21 protein-coding genes are annotated in these 19,250 nt (G+C 64.2%); 11 read left to right on the top strand and 10 right to left on the bottom strand.

Annotated elements, in window-relative coordinates:
- Nucleotides 1–1,178: 1,178 nt before the first annotated feature.
- Entirely contained in the window at nucleotides 1,179–2,057 is an 879-nt protein-coding gene (locus IEW02_RS24945) for a helix-turn-helix transcriptional regulator (RefSeq protein WP_188548144.1), read from the bottom strand.
- 129 nt (nucleotides 2,058–2,186) lie between these two features.
- On the opposite strand from IEW02_RS24945, the gene IEW02_RS24940 reads away from it, so the two are divergent.
- The 6 genes from IEW02_RS24940 to IEW02_RS24915 all read left to right on the top strand — a co-directional run bounded on the left by IEW02_RS24940 (nucleotide 2,187) and on the right by IEW02_RS24915 (nucleotide 7,321).
- Nucleotides 2,187–3,206, top strand: coding sequence for a zinc-dependent alcohol dehydrogenase family protein (locus IEW02_RS24940; RefSeq protein WP_188548142.1), 1,020 nt, complete (start codon nucleotides 2,187–2,189; stop codon nucleotides 3,204–3,206).
- A gap of 17 nt (nucleotides 3,207–3,223) precedes the next feature.
- Nucleotides 3,224–3,637 (top strand): (R)-mandelonitrile lyase, encoded by a 414-nt coding sequence (locus IEW02_RS24935; RefSeq protein WP_188548140.1) that lies wholly within the window; start codon nucleotides 3,224–3,226, stop codon nucleotides 3,635–3,637.
- Nucleotides 3,630–4,391, top strand: coding sequence for a glucose 1-dehydrogenase (locus IEW02_RS24930; protein WP_188548138.1), 762 nt, complete (start codon nucleotides 3,630–3,632; stop codon nucleotides 4,389–4,391). Before IEW02_RS24935 ends, IEW02_RS24930 begins: the two co-directional genes overlap by 8 nt.
- Before the next feature lie 277 nt (nucleotides 4,392–4,668).
- Nucleotides 4,669–5,127, top strand: coding sequence for a lipocalin-like domain-containing protein (locus IEW02_RS24925; protein ID WP_188548136.1), 459 nt, complete (start codon nucleotides 4,669–4,671; stop codon nucleotides 5,125–5,127).
- Nucleotides 5,124–5,663 carry a cyclophilin-like fold protein gene (locus IEW02_RS24920; RefSeq protein WP_188548135.1) on the top strand — a complete coding sequence of 180 codons (540 nt, stop codon included), beginning with the start codon at nucleotides 5,124–5,126 and terminating at the stop codon, nucleotides 5,661–5,663. Before IEW02_RS24925 ends, IEW02_RS24920 begins: the two co-directional genes overlap by 4 nt.
- A gap of 194 nt (nucleotides 5,664–5,857) precedes the next feature.
- Entirely contained in the window at nucleotides 5,858–7,321 is a 1,464-nt protein-coding gene (locus IEW02_RS24915; protein ID WP_188548133.1) for an aldehyde dehydrogenase family protein, read from the top strand.
- A gap of 175 nt (nucleotides 7,322–7,496) precedes the next feature.
- On the opposite strand, the gene IEW02_RS24910 is transcribed toward IEW02_RS24915, so the two are convergent.
- The 4 genes from IEW02_RS24910 to IEW02_RS24895 form a co-directional block, all read right to left on the bottom strand.
- Nucleotides 7,497–8,372, bottom strand: coding sequence for a mycofactocin-coupled SDR family oxidoreductase (locus IEW02_RS24910; RefSeq protein ID WP_188548131.1), 876 nt, complete (start codon nucleotides 8,370–8,372; stop codon nucleotides 7,497–7,499).
- Entirely contained in the window at nucleotides 8,369–8,716 is a 348-nt protein-coding gene (locus IEW02_RS24905; RefSeq protein WP_188548129.1) for an EthD family reductase, read from the bottom strand. Before IEW02_RS24905 ends, IEW02_RS24910 begins: the two co-directional genes overlap by 4 nt.
- Before the next feature lie 19 nt (nucleotides 8,717–8,735).
- On the bottom strand, nucleotides 8,736–9,161 hold the full coding sequence (locus tag IEW02_RS24900) for a cupin domain-containing protein (protein WP_188548127.1): 426 nt from the start codon (nucleotides 9,159–9,161) through the stop codon (nucleotides 8,736–8,738).
- A 73-nt stretch (nucleotides 9,162–9,234) separates the two neighbouring features.
- Nucleotides 9,235–10,113, bottom strand: coding sequence for an acyl-CoA thioesterase (locus IEW02_RS24895; RefSeq protein ID WP_188548126.1), 879 nt, complete (start codon nucleotides 10,111–10,113; stop codon nucleotides 9,235–9,237).
- Nucleotides 10,114–10,240: 127 nt separating this feature from the next.
- On the opposite strand from IEW02_RS24895, the gene IEW02_RS24890 reads away from it, so the two are divergent.
- Genes IEW02_RS24890 through IEW02_RS24880 form a run of 3 tightly spaced genes read left to right on the top strand, consistent with a single transcriptional unit; the run spans nucleotide 10,241 to nucleotide 13,638 of the window.
- The gene (locus IEW02_RS24890) at nucleotides 10,241–11,089 is read left to right on the top strand and encodes a fumarylacetoacetate hydrolase family protein (RefSeq protein ID WP_188548124.1); all 849 of its coding nucleotides are present in this window, start codon (nucleotides 10,241–10,243) and stop codon (nucleotides 11,087–11,089) included.
- 10 nt (nucleotides 11,090–11,099) lie between these two features.
- Nucleotides 11,100–12,887 (top strand): acetyl/propionyl/methylcrotonyl-CoA carboxylase subunit alpha, encoded by a 1,788-nt coding sequence (locus tag IEW02_RS24885; RefSeq protein ID WP_188548122.1) that lies wholly within the window; start codon nucleotides 11,100–11,102, stop codon nucleotides 12,885–12,887.
- Nucleotides 12,880–13,638 (top strand): SDR family NAD(P)-dependent oxidoreductase, encoded by a 759-nt coding sequence (locus IEW02_RS24880; RefSeq protein ID WP_188548120.1) that lies wholly within the window; start codon nucleotides 12,880–12,882, stop codon nucleotides 13,636–13,638. Before IEW02_RS24885 ends, IEW02_RS24880 begins: the two co-directional genes overlap by 8 nt.
- 34 nt (nucleotides 13,639–13,672) lie before the next feature.
- Here IEW02_RS24880 and IEW02_RS24875 read toward each other — a convergent pair whose 3' ends face one another.
- From IEW02_RS24875 to IEW02_RS24860, 4 genes are all read right to left on the bottom strand, one after another.
- Entirely contained in the window at nucleotides 13,673–14,188 is a 516-nt protein-coding gene (locus tag IEW02_RS24875) for a nuclear transport factor 2 family protein (RefSeq protein WP_188548119.1), read from the bottom strand.
- A 33-nt stretch (nucleotides 14,189–14,221) separates the two neighbouring features.
- Nucleotides 14,222–15,082, bottom strand: a complete 861-nt coding sequence (locus IEW02_RS24870) for an LLM class F420-dependent oxidoreductase (RefSeq protein WP_188548117.1) — start codon at nucleotides 15,080–15,082, stop codon at nucleotides 14,222–14,224.
- A gap of 54 nt (nucleotides 15,083–15,136) precedes the next feature.
- A complete protein-coding gene (locus IEW02_RS24865; protein ID WP_188548153.1) occupies nucleotides 15,137–15,490 on the bottom strand; it encodes an EthD family reductase in 354 nt (117 codons plus the stop codon).
- Nucleotides 15,491–15,673: 183 nt separating this feature from the next.
- On the bottom strand, nucleotides 15,674–16,159 hold the full coding sequence (locus IEW02_RS24860) for a MaoC/PaaZ C-terminal domain-containing protein (protein ID WP_188548115.1): 486 nt from the start codon (nucleotides 16,157–16,159) through the stop codon (nucleotides 15,674–15,676).
- Between the two features lie 120 nt (nucleotides 16,160–16,279).
- On the opposite strand from IEW02_RS24860, the gene IEW02_RS24855 reads away from it, so the two are divergent.
- Both IEW02_RS24855 and IEW02_RS24850 read left to right on the top strand, forming a co-directional pair.
- Nucleotides 16,280–17,842, top strand: coding sequence for an acyl-CoA carboxylase subunit beta (locus IEW02_RS24855; protein ID WP_188548114.1), 1,563 nt, complete (start codon nucleotides 16,280–16,282; stop codon nucleotides 17,840–17,842).
- Nucleotides 17,843–18,586 (top strand): SDR family NAD(P)-dependent oxidoreductase, encoded by a 744-nt coding sequence (locus tag IEW02_RS24850; protein WP_188548112.1) that lies wholly within the window; start codon nucleotides 17,843–17,845, stop codon nucleotides 18,584–18,586.
- A gap of 66 nt (nucleotides 18,587–18,652) precedes the next feature.
- Here the strand turns inward: IEW02_RS24850 and IEW02_RS24845 are convergent, their stop codons facing one another.
- The gene (locus IEW02_RS24845; protein WP_229746324.1) at nucleotides 18,653–19,249 is read right to left on the bottom strand and encodes a TetR/AcrR family transcriptional regulator; all 597 of its coding nucleotides are present in this window, start codon (nucleotides 19,247–19,249) and stop codon (nucleotides 18,653–18,655) included.
- Nucleotide 19,250: the final 1 nt, after the last annotated feature.

The raw sequence follows: 19,250 nt of genomic DNA, 5'->3' as shown, positions 1-19,250 counted from the left end.
CGTAGGTATCTGATCGGATACCCTACGTCCTCACGCCGATGGCCGGGTTGGCCGGTGGCCCTGCCCGGGGTTGGCGTGCGGACACGCCCCCGGCTTGATCCGGCGACATCGTCCAGTCGCGAGTGGCTGCAGAACTGCACGCCCGGTCCGAACGGCGAGTTACGATGCGAGAGATGCTGCACCACAATCAGATACAAGCACGCTGGAAGCACCACAGCCGAGACTTGGTGTCACGAGAGTGTCACAAGTCGGTACGAACGGGGGTGAATCGGAACGGACGTCTACGGACGAAATCGCCTGCTCAGACCCTCTTTAGTGAGTTCACCTGAACCCACCAGAATGCGTTTCCATAGCCTTGTAAGCGAGCGGTCTTCGGTTCAATCCCGAAAGGAGGCTCAAATAAGCCTCTGACCAGCGGAAACGCTTCAAATACTTCGCCCAATTCAGGGCACATCCCATACGTTCGCCCAGGTCCGCGACGGTTCGTTGTCGTCCAGTGACCTGGGTTTTGTCCGTTTCTGGGGCTCGGTGTCACAGAATGTCACAACTCGTCGGAAACTACGGCAGTGGACGCCGGTGGGTTCAGGTGGACGGTGGCGGACGAACGAGTCGCTCGCGGTTTCGCGCCAATCGGACTGTTGTGAACGTGGTTGGACGGGACCGCTCGTTTCAGGTTGGTGGGATACCTGATGCGAACGTGCATGGACTGATGTGAACGGTTTCCGCTCGTTTCGAACGTTCGAAGTAAAGCAAACACGGTCTATCGGCGTGATTTATCCAATACTGTTGCTGGACAACGGTGTTTGCCCAAATGCTTGAGGCGCAGGCGGAGCCGAGACTTTGTGGAAGCGGAGTAGCTTCGGCGGCCACTGCAGGCAAGTTGCTTCTTGGCTGTGGAATGCGTGAAGACCATGCACCGCAGTGGTATTGGGTGTTCCATGAGAAGTGATTAGCAATGCCGATCCTCCTGGTCGATGATTTCGGGGCGAGTCTGACGAATGTTGTTGTAAGACAATAGAAATTGCAGAAATAGCTGGATGTGGAGATCGCTATGCCTGCGCGTGAGTGTGTTCGAGCTTGCCCTCGAAAGTTTGCGTCAACATCAGTGCTGCGGGGCTGCTAAATGCAGCAGGGCCTGCGCGTCTCGAGTCGGCCGGATCAAGCCCCGGGGCCGTGCCCTAGCGCTGTTCGATGCGTTGGGAGTTGTTCTCTGCCGCCCACGACCCCAACAACCGTAGCCGCTCTGCGCTCGGCGAACCCGGCTCGGCGGTGTAGACCATCAACACCGAACCCGGATCGGCGGTGACGAGGAGTTCTTCGTACGCGAGGTTCACCTCACCGACGATCGGGTGGAAAAAGCGTTTGGTGCCGGAGCCGTGTGTGCGGACGTTGTGCGCGCCCCAGAGCGTACGGAACACGTCGCTGCGCGTGGACAATTCGCCGACGAGATCCTGCAAACCCTTGTCGTAGGGGTCTCGTCCCGCCTCGGCGCGCATGATCGACACGCACATTTCGGCGAATGTGTCCCAGTCGGGATAGAACTCTCGCGAGGCGGGGTCGAGGAACTGGAAGCGCGCCAGGTTCGGTGTGCGTCCTCCGTCGCCGATGAGGGGTGCGTAGAACGCCTCGCCGAGACGATTCGTGGCGAGGAGGTTCTGCCGCTGGTTGCGTACGAACGCCACGCCGTCGGTGATGGCGTCGAGCGCCCAGTGCAACGCCAGGCGCGGGGCCGGTGCAGTGGACGCACGTCGCCGGTTGCGGCCGGACGTGGGAATTCCATCGGCGGCGCGCGCCAGGTCCAGAAGATGGGCTCGCTCGGTGTCGTCGAGTTGCAACGCCCGGGCCAGCGCATCGAGCACCGAAGAGGACGCTCCGGCGATGGTTCCACGTTCGAGGCGGGCGTAGTACTCGACGCTGAGGCCGGCGAGCGTGGCGACTTCGCTGCGCCGCAGACCCGGCACCCGGCGGTTCGGTCCCGTCGGCAATCCGGCAGCGTCGGGCGTGACCCTGGCGCGGCGGGTCGTCAGGAATTCCCGTACCTCGGCGCGATTGTCCACGGCAGCCAGACTGGAGCCGCCTGTCGATTGGAGGGATTCCCTGTCGGTACACCTCTCGTCAGGGACTCCCGCGACGACGCGAATCCCTGTCGAATGAGGACCTACCCGATGTGCGGAAAGAGGTTCGAGATGCGTGGAGTCGTCATGGTGGCACCTGGAGACGTGCGGGTCGAGGACCGTCCCGATCCAGTGATTCAGGAGCCGACCGACGCGATCATCGAGGTGGCGGCGGCGTGCGTGTGCGGATCGGATCTCTGGCCGTACCGGGGCGTCGACGACGCCGATCACACGCCCATGGGCCACGAATACGTCGGCACGGTCGTCGAGATCGGTGGCGCGGTGGAGAACGTGAAGGTCGGCGATTTCGTCGTCGGCTCGTTCTTCGCCTCCGACAACACGTGCGACATCTGCCGAGCCGGGTATCAGTCGCGCTGCGTGCATGCCGAGCCCATGGGCGCGATCGGCACACAGGCGCAGTTCGCGCGTATCCCTCTCGCCGACGGCACTTTGGTTGCGACACCGGGACGGCCCGCCGCCGACCTGATTCCGTCGCTGCTGGCGGCGTCGGACGTTCTCGGCACAGGGTGGTTCGCTGCGGTGGCGGCCGAAGTCGGGCCGGGCAAGACGGTCGTCGTGGTGGGCGACGGCGCAGTCGGATTGTCGGGGGTTCTGGCCGCAAAGGAGTTGGGTGCCGAACGGATCATCGCCATGAGCCGCCACGAGGACCGCCAGGCTCTTGCTCGCGAGTTCGGCGCAACCGACATCGTCGCAGAACGCGGACACGACGGGGTTGCCGTTGTCAGAGAACTGACCGGTGGCCTCGGCGCCCATTGCGTCATCGAGGCCGTCGGTACGCAGGAATCGATGATGCAGGCGGTTCGGTCGACACGACCGGGCGGCCACGTCGGATACGTAGGCGTATCCCACGACGTCGAGTTACCCGGTCTGGAATTGTTCTTCTCGGCGGTACACCTGCACGGTGGGCCCGCACCGGTCCGTCGATTCCTTCCGCACTTGATCGAGCTGATCTGGAATCGCACCATCGACCCCGGGAAGGTGTTCGATCTGACGCTGCCACTCGAACGCGCGGCCGAGGCGTATCGAGCCATGGACGAGCGTACCGCCACCAAAGTACTACTCACACTCTGAGATTCGAGGTTCCGAGCATGGACATCACACGCAGTTCCATCACGACCGCCAAGGGTCCTGCCGACTGGTTCACGGGCGACGTCTACATCGACGCCGTCGCTGCTGCGCCGTCGCCCTCACGCATGTCGGCCAACCTGGTGCATTTCATGCCGGGTGCTCGCACCCACTGGCATCGTCATCCGTTGAGTCAGACCGTGTTCGTCACCGAAGGTGTCGGACTGTGTCAACGGCGCGGCGGTCCCGTCGAGACGATTCGCCCCGGTGATCGTGTTCTCTTCGAGGCAGACGAAGAACACTGGCACGGGGCGGCCCCCGACCGTCTGATGGTGCATCTGGCCATCAACGAAGGAGACGGCGACCATGACGTCGTGCACTGGTTGCAGCCGGTCACCGACGACGAGTACGCGGGTGAGGAACGGACCGATGACTGAGTTTTCTGGAAAAGTTGCCTTCGTCACCGGCGCCGGCGCCGGTATCGGCCGCGCCACTGCACTCGCCTTTGCGAGCGCCGGTGCACACGTCGTCGCCACCGACATCGACCCGGACGCGGCGAGCGAAACCGCGCGCCTGGCCGAGGAGCAGGGTGCGCGAGCGGTATCGACCCGATGCGATGTGACCCGCGGTGACGACATAGAAGCAGCACTCGCACTGACCGTGACCACCTTCGGTCAGCTCGACATCGCCTTCAACAACGCCGGCATCGAGCAACCCGTTGCACCGCTCACCGAGATCTCCGAGGACACCTGGGACAGGCTCGTCGCCGTGAACCTCCGCAGCGTCTTCCTCTGCATGAAGTATCAGATCCCGCTCATGTTGCACTCGGGCGCCGGGGCCATCGTCAACACGTCCTCGGGCGCGGGGGTCATCGGCATAAGAGGGCAGAGTGCCTACACAGCGGTCAAGCACGGCGTGATCGGGATGACGAAGTCCGCCGCACTCGACTACGCCGCCAACGGCATTCGCGTCAACGCGGTGTGCCCGGGAATCATCGAGACGCCGATGATGGACCGTTTCTCCGGCGGCACAGATGAGGGTCGTCGGCGAGTCGTCGCGCAGGAGCCCGTCGGACGGATGGGCAGACCCGAAGAGATTGCGTCGGCTGTTCTGTGGTTGAGCTCCGATCTCGGTGCGTTCACCACAGGCCATGCGTTGGTCGTCGACGGCGGTCAAACGGTGGGCCTCTAGACCGAGAACTCGGCATCCAATCCGGGCACGAGGCCAGCGAGATGGGTCCATCTCATGGCCGTATCCGGGACAACCGACCGTCTGTACCTGTTGCTTTTTCGCTCACCCCGATGGCTTTGCCAACCCGTCCCCGCAGCGGGTATCCCGCGTGTCGACAGTGCGGACCTGCTGCTCGAGACGAGACCGGAGACGGGTTCCCCTGACACAGACTCCCTCCGCCCTCTTCGTCCAATCAGCGTTGTCCAGGTTGTCAATTCAAACAATATGAGGTCGAACGATGAAGAAATTCTGTGCCGCCGTCGCAGTCACCGCAGGCTTGCTGGTGGCCACTGCCGCCTGTTCGCAATCAGGGGACGACGCGAGAAACTACGGACTCACCGGTGAGTGGCGCATGACGTCCCTCCAGGTGGGAACGGAGGGTCACTTGACGTCGGTGCCGTATGCAGGGCAAGTCATCTTCACCGACGACACGATGTCGGTCCAAGCGATGAACCCGGATACGTCCGCAGCGGACACACCATTGACGGTGCAGGGATACGAGGCGTACTACGGCAATCTCGTGACAGACCCGGGTGCCGGGACACTCGCCGTTACAGTCGAATCGGCGGCCGCGCGTGACCTGATCGGGCAGACGTTCGATCGGAACTACGAAATTGACGGTGACACCCTCGTCCTGACGACGGTTAACCCCGACGAAGGGTTTCGCGTGACATACGAACGACACTCGGCGTCATGAGTGCGTCGGTAGTTCGCCGCTTCGTTGCCTCCTGCGCGTTCGCGGTGTCTGCGGTCATGCTGTCCGCGTGTTCCGGGGGTACCGTCTCGAATTCGGTGACGGCAACTGATTCATCAAGTGTGCCAACCGCGATCGAGACAAGGACTGCCGGCGCCGCCAGCCCTCAGCTCGAGAACGGAGAATCCGTGCGCGTCGCTATTCAAGTGGGCGAGCGAACTGTCGTCGGAACGTTGAATGGCAGCGCGGCCAGTCGCGACCTCCTCGCCTTACTCCCGTTGACGCTAGTCATGTCCGACCATGGTTCGGTAGAGAAGACCGGCCCGCTTCCCGCCGAGTTGTCGACGGACGGAGCGCCCGACGTTGCGGATCCGAACCCGGGGGACATCGGTTACTACGCACCGGGCAACGACTTCGTTCTCTACTACGGCGATCAGAGCGAATTCCCTGGCATCGTCATCCTCGGACAGATGGACGACACTGGGTCGAACACAGTGGGTTCCATCGACGGTGACGTAACGGTGACGGTGACGCGCTAGCGATACGCATCTGCGCCGGGTGCTAGTCACACCCGAGGAGCAACGACGCTCCGCCAGTGTTGGCAGCAGTTGGCTTACAAACAAACGCAAGTTCGTATAGTCTTGTGTCCCAAGCCACACAGCGCTCGACCGCGGCGACCTTAGTAAGCGGGTGGCTACCGACCAAGTATCTGGCACTTGAAGGAGTTTGGAGAATGCCCCAGAACGACACCCCCGCCCGTCAGCTCCTCATCGACGGGAAGTGGGTCGACCCGATCGAAGGCGGAACTATCGCCTCGTACGACCCCTCGACCGGTGAGTTGCTGGCCAACCTCGCGGCCGCCGGCCCGAAGGACGTCGAAGCGGCAGTGCAGGCCGCACGCCGGGCGTTCGACGACGGGCCGTGGCGCACGATGCCCGCCGAGCAACGCGCCCGAATCCTTCACCGGTTCGCGGACCTGATCGAAGAGAACGCCGACGAGATCGCGCTCATCGATACACAGGATTGTGGAAAGCCGTACGCATTCATCCGTGACATCGACCTGCCCAACATGGCAGACCTGTTGCGGTACATGGCGGGGTGGACCACCAAGCTCGAAGGCCGCACCATTCCGCTGTCACGTCAGAGTCCGTCGGACTTCCTGTCCTACACCCGCCGCCAGCCCGTTGGTGTTGTGGCTCAGATCATTCCGTGGAACGGAGCAGCCCTGGCGTCGATCTGGAAACTGGCTCCTGCTCTCGCCGCAGGGTGCACGGTCGTGCTGAAACCGGCCGAACTGGCATCGTTGGCGCCGCTGAAGATCGGTGCACTCGCCATGGAGGCGGGTTTCCCGGCCGGGGTGGTCAACGTGATCACCGGATCCGGACAGGACGCGGGTGCGCCCCTGGCGGGACATCCCGCAGTGGACAAGGTGGCGTTCACCGGGTCCGTGGGGACAGGTAAGAGCATCGTGGCATCCGCTGCGGACAATCTCAGCAAGATGACACTCGAGCTCGGTGGTAAGTCGCCCGTCGTGATCTACGACGACGCGGATCTCGACAAGGCGGTCGACGGAGCGCTGGGCGCCGTGCTCTACGCGCAGGGTGAGGCCTGCACTGCCGGATCTCGGCTCTACGTCCAACGGGGCATCTTCGACGACGTGCAGGCCCGAATCGCAGCTGCGGTGCCGGAGTTGAAGATCGGTGACAGTCGAGAACGTGGAGTTCTGGTGGGGCCGCTGATCTCCGACAATCACCGCTCGAAGGTGATGGGCTTCATCGATGGCGCAGTCAAGGAAGGTGCCGAGGTCATCGCCGGAGGTGACGGCCCGCACGGTCCCGGTTACTACCTCGCACCGACCGTGCTGGGCGGCGTGCACGACGACATGATGGTCGCGCGTGAGGAGATCTTCGGGCCGGTCGTGTCGTTGATGCCGTTCGATACCGAGGAGGAGGTGATCCGGCGCGCCAACGACACCACGTTCGGCCTCGCCGCTGGGGTCTGGACCTCCGACATCGGACGGGCTCACCGGTACGCGGACAAGGTGAACGCCGGTGCGGTGTGGATCAACTGCTACAACGTGTTCGACGCTGCGCTCCCGTTCGGCGGCTTCAAGCACTCCGGATGGGGCAAGGAGATGGGCGAGGAAGCGCTCGACAGCTACCTGCAGAGCAAGGCCATCACCGTAGCCATCTCCTGACGTACGCGCGCAGCAGTCACGGGGCCGATCGACTCGTCGTCGATCGGCCCCGTGGTCCGTCCGGGGACTGCTGGGAAGTAACGAAACGAAAGAGCCCCAACCGATGTTTTCGGTTGAGGCTCTTCTGTTTTCCGTTGTCGCGACTGTCAGCGGGTGGCGCAGGCTCGACGCATGGTCACCCCGGATACTTGCTGAGCATGCCGGCATCGACCGGCAGAGCGGTGCCGGTGACGCGCTTCGACTGCGACGACGCCAACCAGATCACCGCGTCTGTGACGTCGGACGAGTCCACCCAGGGCATGTCGAGAAGGTTGATCCGCCTGAGGACGTCGTAGCCGTCGTCGAGCGTCGGCTCGTCGAGATCCGGACGGAAGATATGGGCCGACGAGGGGTTGTCGATCATCGGCGTACGGACGTTGGTCGGATGTACCGAATTGGCGCGGATGCCGTACTGGGCGAGCTCGTTGGCCAGCGTGCCGATCAGGCCGACGACTCCGTGCTTGGCGGCAACGTAGTTGCCGACGTAGGGGACGCCCCGTAACCCGGCGATGGAGCTGATCGCGATCAGTGCCCCGCCGTCACCGGATTCGATGACGTGGGGGATCGCGGCGCGGAAGGTGCTCCACACTCCGGTGAGGTTGACCCCGATCACTGCATCCCACTCGGCCACGGACATCTCCCAGGTCGAGCGCGGCGGACCGAGAATGCCGGCGTTCGCGACCACGATGTCGAGACGACCGAGACTCTCCACCGCGCGCGAGACGGTGTCCACCATTGCGTCGGCGTCGCGCACGTCGACCACCGCCGCATGGACCTTTCCGCCCAGTGAGATGACCTCGTTGGCGACGTCGTCGAGGTCGGTTCGCGAGGCGAGCTCGTATCCGACCGTGTCCACCGGTCCGGCGATGTCGGTGATGATGATGTCTGCGCCTTCGGCCGCCAAAGCCAGTGCGTGAGAACGGCCTTGGCCGCGTGCGCCCCCGGTGACGAGTGCGACCTTGCCGGCGAATCGTCCGGGCCGCTCGTCGAGAGCTGGTGTGTTTTTGGTCATCGTGGTCCTCTGGTAGCGGGGAAGGGTGGATTCGGTCGGCGACGCTCGACCTCCTCGACCAGGAACCAGTTCATCGATCCGATGAAGTTCTTCTCGTCCGCACGCATCGGTTCGGACTCTGGTGACGAGAAGGCAAGCGACACGGCTTTGTTGGACTCGAACCACAGTTCTGCCATACCGTCGAAGGGCCAGTCACGTGTGTGCTCGAGCGCATGATTCTGCACGTAGCGTAAGAGTCCGGGTAGCTCCCAGACGAGGTCGTGGTGCACGTTGCGCCAGTGGTCCGAGAATTCCTTCTTGGAGATGTCCGCTCTCGCGTTGATCAGTGCGACGACTTTGACCACGTGGGTGCCTCGTTGCCGGTCAGGGGCGGACGTACCCGGCGAGGACAGAGTCGTCGACCTCGGGCAAGTTGATGACGATGTTCTCGGGGGTGCGGGTGGTGAGCCAGACGAGCTCGTCGGTGGTGCTCATGTTCGCTTCCACGTGGGGCATGTACGGGGGGACGAAGACGAAGTCCCCTTCGGTCATGTCGATGTACTCGGAGTAGTTCTCTCCGAAGTAGATTCGAGCTGTTCCGGTGAGGACGTATCCACCGGTTTCTGCTTCGCCGTGGTGATGGGGCAGTGAGCGGTATCCGGGTTCGTTGAACACTTTCCCGTACCAGATCTTGGTGGCCTGGGTGTGCTGGATGCTCACTCCCGAGACGCGCACGGCGCCCCCGGACTGGCCCGTGTCTCCGTGCTCTTCACCCTTGCGGGTGACCTGCGGTGTGTCGTCGGCTGCCATGAAACCTCTCCTTAACGAACGTACGCTTGTATGTAATGTAAGACTGAGTGGGTCCTCCGCGCAAGCAATTCGATCAGGTGATCGACGATGCCGTCCGGCGCTCGCGGAGAACGCCCTCCTGAGCAACGGAACCGACGAGCGCGCCGGCGACATCGAAGAACTCGGCCGTGCACAGACACCGCCCACCGTGGGCGACGGGGCTCCTCTGCTGGCACAGCAGCCATTGGTCTGCTCGTGCCGGGCGGTGGAACCACAGGGCGTGGTCGATACTCGCTCCGTCGATCAGGTGCGTTCCGTACCAGGATCGACCGTGTGGCATCAGCGCCGGATCGAGCAGGGTGAGGTCAGAGGCGTAGGCGACGAGTGCCGCGTGCAGCGTCGGATCGTCGCCTGCAATGTGGGGCGATCTGATCCACATCGACTGTCGCGCAGGACCGACCGAACCGGTGGCAAGTCCCGTCGGGTGATCGATGAACCGGATGTCGAACGGGTTCTCCTCGGTCCACCACGCGGGCAACAAGGCGCGCTCGGGTGCGAGTCGGTCGTGCAGACCCGCCAGGGTGCCCGGCTCCGGCGCCCCGCCCGGTCGGACGCACTGGTGATCGAGACCGTCGTCCTGCGCGGCGAACGAGGTGAGCATCGTGAAGATCCGCCGGTCACCTTGTTCCGCCGTGACCTGACGCGAACTGAAGGAGCGCCCGTCTCGGAGAGTGTCGACGCGGTAGACGATCGGCACCGCCGGATCGCCGCCGGCAAGAAAATACGCGTGCAGCGAGTTGGGTGGCCTCCGATCGGGGACCGTGCGTCCTGCGGCGACCAAGGCCTGTGCGAGTACCTGGCCGCCGAACACCCGTGGGAGCGTTCGATGCGCTACGGGCCCGACGAACACGCTGCCGCCCAACGGTTTCACGTCGAGTGTGTCGAGCAGGTCCTCGTGCGCTGCGTTGGTCACGGGTCCAGTCCTCTCGTTGAAGCCGCTCGGACCGAACGAGCGGAAACGAGATACCGAATCGTTGACGTGGCGGTACAGGCACGATAGCTTACGAACGAACGATTGTTCTTATAGATGGAGACGGTAGATGAAACTCGCAACGGTGCGGACCCCGGACGGCCCCCGAGTCGTGGTGGACGTGAACGGGTCGGTCCGCGGACTGCACGAGTTCACCTCCCTTCCGCACGCCATTCGCGCCGGCGTCCTGTCCCGACCCGACGACTTCGAGGGTTCGCAGATCGACGACCCGGCTGGTCTGGACTTTGCGCCGGTGGTCACCGATCCGGGCAAGGTCATCTGCGTCGGACACAACTACCGTGAACACATTCTCGAGATGGGCCACGGGCTGCCGGACTTTCCGAACGTGTTCTCCAAGTTCACCGGTGCCCTCATCGGAGCTTTCGACGACATCGAACTGGCGGCCGAGTCGACGGCATGGGACTGGGAAGCCGAGCTCGCGGTCGTAGTCGGGCGCCCACTGCGCAACGCCGACGCGTCGCAGGCGCGCACGGCAATCGGCGGATACACCGTCGCAAACGACATCTCCGCCCGCGATTGGCAGAAACGTACCTCACAGTGGTTGTTGGGCAAGACGTTCGAGCGAACGACTCCGGTCGGACCGTGGTTGGTGACCCCCGACGCATTCTCGGACGAACTCGACCTCGCGATCACCTGCTCCGTCGACGGTGACATCGTGCAGCAGTCGAACGTCTCGGACTTGCTGTTCGACCCGGCGTACATCTTGGCCTATCTCTCGACCGTGATCACGCTCGAACCGGGCGATCTGATCCTCACCGGCACACCCAGCGGTGTGGGCGCAGCGCGTGATCCGCAGCTGTTCCTGCAGCCCGGGCAGGAAGTACGAACCGAGATCAGCGGTATCGGCCAGTGCATCAACCGCTGTGTTGCAGCGGATCACCTCACCTCGTCCATCTAGGAGTTTCGACATGCTTGCAAAGCTGCTCATTGCCAATCGCGGTGAGATCGCAGTACGGATCATCCGCACTTGTTCCGAACTCGGAATTACTAGTGTCGCGGTGCATTCGGATCCCGACGCCACCGCCCTGCACGTCCGACTCGCCGACGAGGCGGTATCGCTGGGGGGAGTGGCGGCCTCGGAGTCCTACCTCGACGTCGGCAAGATCATCGACGCCGCGAAGTCCGTCGGCGCGGACGCGATCCACCCCGGCTACGGTTTTCTCGCCGAGAACGCCGGCTTCGCCCGCGCCGTCGTCGGCGCGGGACTGATATTCGTCGGTCCGCCTGCGGAGTCGATCGACATCATGGGCGAGAAGGTGGCGGCACGCGCGGTGGCAACCAAGGCCGAGGTACCGGGTGTGCCGGGTAGCGACGGTGCCATCACGACAGCCGAGGAAGTCATCGCATTCGGCGCCGAGCACGGGTACCCGGTTGCCATCAAGGCGTCGTACGGCGGTGGTGGGCGCGGCATGCGGACCGTCGCGTCCGCGGACGATGCTGCCGGCGCACTCGACTCCGCACGCACCGAAGCCACCGCAGCGTTCGGACGCGGGGACGTCTACCTCGAGCGGTACCTCTCCCACGCTCGTCACGTGGAGGTGCAGGTCTTCGCCGATCAGCACGGCAACGTGGTGTGGCTGGGCGACCGCGACTGCTCGGTACAACGGCGGCACCAGAAACTCGTCGAAGAGGCACCCGCGCCGGGCCTGTCCGATGCCCTGCGCACCGCGATGGGAGAAGCATCCATTCGCCTGGCCCGCGAGGTCGGCTACGTCGGCGCCGGAACCGTCGAGTATCTGGTCGAGGCGGCCGACGACCGCTTCTACTTCCTCGAGATGAACACCCGGATCCAGGTCGAGCATCCCGTCACCGAAGAGACACTGGGCCTGGACTTGATCGCCGAACAGCTGCGGGTGGCCTCTGGGGAGACACTGAGCATGGATCACTCCGGCATCACCCCGCGTGGACACGCGATCGAGGTCAGAATCAACGCCGAGAACGTCGCCGGCGGACTGTTCATCCCGTCACCCGGGAATGTGGGCACCGTGTCCGCATCCGAACGCACCGGGGTGCGATGGGACAGCGGGTACGTCAGCGGCGACACCGTGCAACCGCACTACGACAGCCTCATAGGGAAACTGATCGTCTGGGCTCCCGACCGTCACCACGCCATCGCTCGAATGCTCAGGGCGCTCGACGAACTCACCGTCTCGGGGGTCCCGACGACGGCGCCTGCCGCGTCGATCATTCTGGCGCAGAACGATTTCCAGAATGCGCACATCAGCACAAACTGGCTCGAACGCGACATCGACCTGGCCGCGCTTCTACCTGCACCCGAACCCGTCGACACCGCGGACGAGGACGAGGTCACCGGCGGCCGCGACGAAGTGTGGGTGGGCGACCGCCGCTACGTCGTCCCCTTCTTCGGCGCAGCTGCCGCCCCGCAGACGGGCGCGCCCACCGACGCGCCCGCCCCTCGACGCGGCGGAGGCAGCGGGCGCCGCGCCGGCCGCAGCAAAGCCGCAGCGAGCGGCGCCATCGTCAGTCCGATGCAGGGCACCGTCGCTCAGATCGATGCCGCCGAAGGCGACACGGTCACGATCGGGCAGGTGTTGATGGTGCTCGAAGCGATGAAGATGCAGAACCCCATTCGGGCCACCGCAGACGGAGTGATCGTCAGCATGCCCGTCTCGGTCGGGGACGTGGTTCCGGCTGGGGCGGCGCTGGTCACCATCGAACCGAGCGTCGGTGCCTGAGCACCCTGCCGGTGGGTCCTCGCCGCTCGCTCTGCTCACCGGGGCGGGCGGCGGACTCGGCGCGGCGATCGCCCGTCGACTCGCCGCCTCCGGAACGGGAGTGGCATGCGTCGACGTCGACGGACACGCGGTGGAGGCCACCGTCGCATCGCTGTCGGGGTACGGCGTCCCCTGCGCCGGCTTCGTCGCCGATATCAGCAACCCGAACGGTGTCGACGAGCTCCACCGCGCCGTCGGCGACACCTTGGGACCGGTGTCACACGTTCTCAACGTCGCAGGCATTCTGCACCGAGGTGGATTGGGAAACACCGACTTCGACATGTGGAAGCGGGTGCTCGACGTCAACGTCACCGGACCGTTCCTGCTGGTGCAGGCGTTCGCGGATCAGCTCCGCGCGGCACCCTACGGACGAGTGATCAACTGCGCCTCGATCGGCGGCACGACCGGGTACCCGTTCACCGCGTATGCGGCCTCCAAAGCAGCTCTGTCGAACATGACCGGCTCACTGCTGTTCGACTTCTGGGGATCCGACGTCACCGTCAATGCCGTGGCACCGGGCGCGATGCGCACACCGATGTTGGACGCGTCCGCCGAGTCGGCGATGATCGGCAAGACTCCGAGCGGAAAGATCGTCACCGCGGACGACGTCGCGGCTGTGTTCGAGTTCCTTGCCAGCGCGGCGTCGTCCGGGATCAACGGCGTGACGATCACCGTCGACGGCGGTGCCACTGCGCAGTTCAGTTACACCTGATCGGTTTTTCCAGCACGACATCGCGTCGTGGCCGTCATTCGCGGAACGGTTGTTCGACCCATCCCTTGTTCCAGTCGGACACCTGGTGAGTCTTGCCGAGCAGCTCTTGGAAGAACCAGCTCCCGTCACGTTTGACGAACTGGTCGGTGTAGTTGATCGTCAAGATAACGGCATCGTGCGTCGAGGAATCCTGCGCGCGTTCGATGGTGCACAGGCACAGAAGGTAGAACTCGCCGACGGCGCTGAGGCCGTCCTCGCTGAGGGTCACCCGCGGCGCGATCACATAATGCAGGGCCCACGGGATCTTGTCCGACAGCGCCCGGAAGTGGTCTTTGATCTCGTCGTGGCCGGTCATGGAGCCGCCCTCGCCGTCGACGACCCAGCGTCCGTCCTCGACGAACAGACTTGCAATGCCATCGGGGTCGTACCCGTCGTCGCAGAAGCCGGCGTACCGGTACTTCAGTTGTTCGATCTCTCTGACGTCTTCGAGGATCGTCAGCCGTCGGACGAGATCGTCGAGCGCGGTGCCGGAGTGTGCGGTCTCTGTCATGTCATGTCCTGAGGTGTTGGGTAGATCGCGTGGTCAGGAGAGGGTGGAGAGCACCTTGCCGACGCTCTCGAGGTTCTTCATTCCCTGCGCGGGGCTGTCGGACGGGTCGATCCAGAGCACTGCGCGCTCGACGCCCAGCTCGCGGTACGTGTCGAGCAACGCCGGGTCCGGGGGAGCGGACGCCACCGCGATACCCACGGTGTCCGGGTCTCGGCCGGCGGCGTCGACCATGGCGCGAAAGCGGGGGATCGATTTCTCCAGGGTGGGGTCGTCGGGAGGTGGCACCACGTACCAGGCGTCCGCCCATTCTGCTGCGCATCTCATCGCGGTGGGTCCGGCGCCGCCGAGGTAGGTTCGAGGACCGTTGGGCTGCACCGTCTTCGGCCACGCCCAGGAAGGAGCAAGCGAGGCTCTGACACCGTCGTAGCTGGCGATCTCCTGGGTCCACAGTGCTTGCATGACCTTGAGTTTGTCGCGGACGGTGGAGAATCGGTTCTTCCAGACGAGTCCGTTTGCGGCCGCCTCCTCCACGTTCCACCCGAATCCGACCCCGACGATCAAGCGACCGCCGGAGAGGTGATCGAGGGTGGCGAACTCCTTGGCCTTGGCAATCGGATCGTGTTGCGCCAGCAGGCATACACCGGTTCCCAGCTTGATGGTGTCGGTGGTGGCGGCGATCATCGACAGGGTGACCGTCTGGTCTAAGGTCCGCAGATAGAAGCGGGGGAGCTCACCGCCGCCGTAGGCCTCGGGGTAGGCGCTGTCGCGTGACTTCGGGAAGTGGGTGTGTTCCGGAACGAAGAGGGATTCGAAACCGTAACCCTCTGCCGCTTGGCCGAATTCGATCGGGTTCGGTCCGTCGTCGGTGAAGAAATAGACTGCTCCCAGGTCCACGATGACCCCTTTCCAGTGTTTGTCGTGCCGTGCCGTGCCGTGCCGATCGGTCTGTCAGGAGTCCCCGACGATCACGTGGTCGTCGAGCACGACGACGAAGTGTTTGCCGATGAAGTTCGCGGTGTCCGCCAAAGCGCGCTGCCCGTCCTCCGACGCCCATCCTGCGTCCATGGCCGCGGCACTCTCGTAGTCGAGCACCGCCAATCCGTCTATGCCGAAACCGTTGTCGGGCTCGCCCGCTCCATCTTGGGGGACGACGTGACGTTGCACGTATCTGACGACACCGGGGACTTTCGCTGCCAGCGGTGCGTGCTCGTCGCGCCAGTAGCGGTCGAACTGCTCGAACGACATTCCTGGTTTGCGACCGATCAGGGCAATCGTGCGTACTTGTTCGGTGATGTCGGACATGGCGATCCTCTCGGTTGCAGTCGTGTCGGTCACGAGGAGCGGACGGGCACCCCGTGCGGCGAATCGATCGTGCTGCATGGAGTTCGATGCCCAGCCGCCCTGTACGAAACTAACGGTCGTTCGCTTTCCATTGTGGGGTAGACCACTTCGATCGTCAACGGGTGTCGGCCGAACGCGCGTTGCTCAGGATCGTGTGGAGATCATGAAGCTGCTCTGGAATGACATGACGGCGTCCCCGCGCTGGTTGATCGCCCGGTAGGCAAGCGTCCAAATCCCTTGCGTGGGTTTGGACGAGCGGCGCGCCTTGATCAGCTCGGCCTCGGGCTGAATGGTGTCACCCAGAACGACCGGGCGTGAGGCGCGTACCTCATCGAGTCCGAGCCACGCAACGACATGGTTGAAGTATCCGGTCTGCGTGATCAGACCCAGTGCGAGGGCAAGTGTGAGCGGACCGTGTGCGATTCGCTGACCGAACTGCGTGGTGGCGGCATATTCCTCGTCGAGATGCAGGGAGACCGTGTCTCCGGTCAGGCCGGCCCACGTGACGAGGTGGGCCTCGCTGATGGTGATGCCGGGTCCCCGGAGAACGTCGCCGACCACGAGGTCGTCCCAGTACAGGTCGGGCCGACCGATGATGCGAGGGGCGTCGGTCACGGCGTCGGCGGTCATGAATATCTCCTTCTAGCGTGGATGCGCGGACGCGTGTTAACGTACGAGCGATTGTTCGTTTAGCCTACGGCCTGGCCCTTTGCCGGTCAACATCTCTTCCGACGACTTGGATGTGAAGACATGACAGACACCATGGAACCCACTGCACCCGTGATCGTGGATCCGCACGACGAGCTCGAACGTCGGCTGGTCGATGCCCGCCTCGGTGGGTCGGAGAAGCAGCGTCAGAAGCAGAAGGACGCCGGCAAGCTACTCGTGCGGGAGCGACTGGAACTGCTGTTCGACGACGGCTGGAGTTTCGAGGACGGACTCTTTGCGCGGTACGACGAAGGTCTGCCCGGCGACGCGGTGGTCACCTGCATGGGGAAGGTCGACGGCCGCGAAGTGGCCGTCATCGCGAACGACTACACGGTCAAGGCCGGCACCTGGGGCAAGCGAACGTACGAAAAGATCGTGCGGACGCAGGAATTGGCCGATTCGGTGGGCGCGCCGATCGTGTACCTGTTCGACTCCGCCGGTGCGCGCATCGACGAGCAGTTCGAGAGCTATGCCGGACGCAAGGCCTGGGGAAACATCTTCTACAACCAGGTCCAGTACTCCGGCCGGGTACCGCAGGTGTGCGCCCTGTTCGGACCGTCTCCCGCCGGTTCGGCGTACGTACCCGCCTTGTGCGACATGACGATCATGGTCCGGGGCCACGCGACCGCCTACCTGGGCTCACCTCGCCTGGCGCAGATGGTCACCGGCGAAGACGTCACCCTCGAAGAAATGGGCGGCGCCGAAATGCACTGCACCGTATCGGGACTCGGAGACGTGCTGGTAGAGGACGACGAAGAGGCCATCGCAGCGATCCGCGTCTGGCTCTCGTTCCTCCCGCAGAATTGGACCGAGGAACCTCCCCGCGCGCCGTCGGCCGAACCCAGCGGAGCTCGCTCGATCAAGGACATTGTTCCCGAGGTCGAATCCGAGATCTTCGACATCCACGAATTGATCGACTCCCTCGTCGACGACGGCAGCTTCTTTCCCTACAAGCACCTCTTCGCCCAAGAACTCGTCACCGGATTCGCTCGCATCGACGGCCAGAGCGTCGGCCTGGTCGCGAACCAACCGACGGTCAAGGGCGGTGTCATCTTCCCCGACTCGTCCGACAAGGCGGCGCGCTTCATCTGGATCTGCAACGCCTACAACATTCCGATCCTCTTCCTGGTCGACATCGCCGGCTACATGATCGGGTCCGAGGTCGAGCGGCAGGGCATCATCCGTCACGGCGCCAAGATGATCTTCGCGGTGTCCGAGGCGCGTGTCCCACGCATCACCGTGTTGCTGCGCAAGGCGTACGGCGGCGGGTACCTCGCCATGTCGGGTGCGCCGATGCAGCCCGATGCGGTGATCGCTCTTCCCACCGCCAAGCCCGCACTGATGGGCCCCGATGCGGCCGTGAACGGAATCCACTTCAACCGTATCCAGGCCATCGAGGATCCCCACGAGCGCGCCGCGTTCATCGCCGAGAAACAAGCCGAGTACGCAGCGGGGATCGACGTGTTCAAGATTGCCAACGAGAACGCGGTCGAGGCAGTGGTGCCGGCGAACGAGCTTCGGCGAGAGCTGATCAACAGGCTCGCCACCTACCGACGACGCGACCGCACGGCACCGGCGCGCCGCAACGGCGTCATGCCCGTCTGAATGGCCTTCCGTCCGTCGTCCCCCGCCGGCATCGTCACCGGTGCCGGCTCGGGTATCGGGCAGGCCTGCGTACGTATGCTCGTCGCGTCCGGAACTCCGGTGCTCGCCTGGGATCGCGACTCGGACTCGTTGCAGCAGTACGCGTCCGATCCGATGGTCACGACCGCACGTGTGGACGTGACCGATGTCGAGAGCATCCGCACGGCCGCCGCATCACCCGAGCGACGAGAGCCGATCCGTTTCTTGATCAACTGTGCCGGCGCATTTCTGGTGGGACCGCTCGCGTCGGTGACTCCGAGTCAGGTTCGCATGCTGTTCGACGTGAACGTGGTGGGAACCACGTTGGTCACCCAGGCGCTGCTGGGTGAGCTCAGACAGTCCAAGGGCGCAGTGGTCAACGTCGCCAGCTCGGTAGCGTTGAAGGCGACGGCGAGCAACGCGCACTATGCCGCCTCGAAGGCTGCTGTCGCTCATCTGACCCGTTGTTGGGCAATGGAATTGGGGCCGGACGGCGTTCGCGTCAACTGCGTCGCTCCGGGGCCCACGGCTACTGCGATCTATGCTGCGGCGGGGATGTCGGAGGCCGAGCAGGAGACGTTGTTGACGCAGCGGACCGCCTCGATCCCGCTCCGACGCATCGGGCGAGTCGAGGACTCCGCAACATGGATCCTCAGACTGGCAGTGGACGACCTGTGGACCACCGGAGCTGTGGTGCCGGTCGACGGCGGCATGTCACTGGGTTGACCGGCCACGACCGGGTGACCGGTGCGTGCTGTCTGCGTGCACATCGCGCTCGACGGCCAGCGGCCGTTATTCGTCGATGCCCATCTGACGCAACGACATCCGGGTGTAGGTGTCGACCACGTGCGCCAGGCTGAATGCTCCGCGCGGCTTGTACCACGATGCGACATGAGCACCGAGGGCCAGGATGGCGTAGGTCTGCAGCTTCTCGTCCAACACGTCCGCACCGGCTTCCTGCGCGACATCTCGCACGAGGCCCTCGAGAAGTACCTCGTACTCACGACGGCGGGCGGTGACCGCCTTGCGGTCACCGTTGGTCAGCGCGCGCAGCTCGGAGTTACCGATGAACACTTTGCGTGCGTGCTCGGCGTGGTAGCGGATGTGACAGTCCATGGCCGCCTCGAAGCGCGCCCGCGGTGTCTGTTCGGCCGCGTCGATGGCGTCGTGCACCAACAGCAGGAGGTCGTCCATCACGGCGATCATGATGTCGGTGAGGAGCTCGTCCTTGCCTTTGATGTGGTTGTAGAGACTGCCGACCTGGATTCCTACGGCGCCGGCCACTGCGCGCAGCGACGTCGCCTCGTACCCTTGTTCGTAGAACAGCTTCGTGGCAGCCTCGCGCATGGCGACTTTGGTTCGCGCCCCGTCACGTATTGCTTTGGTCATC

This window comes from Rhodococcoides trifolii (genome assembly GCF_014635345.1).
In the GTDB taxonomy this organism is placed as follows: domain Bacteria; phylum Actinomycetota; class Actinomycetes; order Mycobacteriales; family Mycobacteriaceae; genus Rhodococcoides; species Rhodococcoides trifolii.
This window is presented reverse-complemented; position numbering and strand designations above follow the sequence as displayed.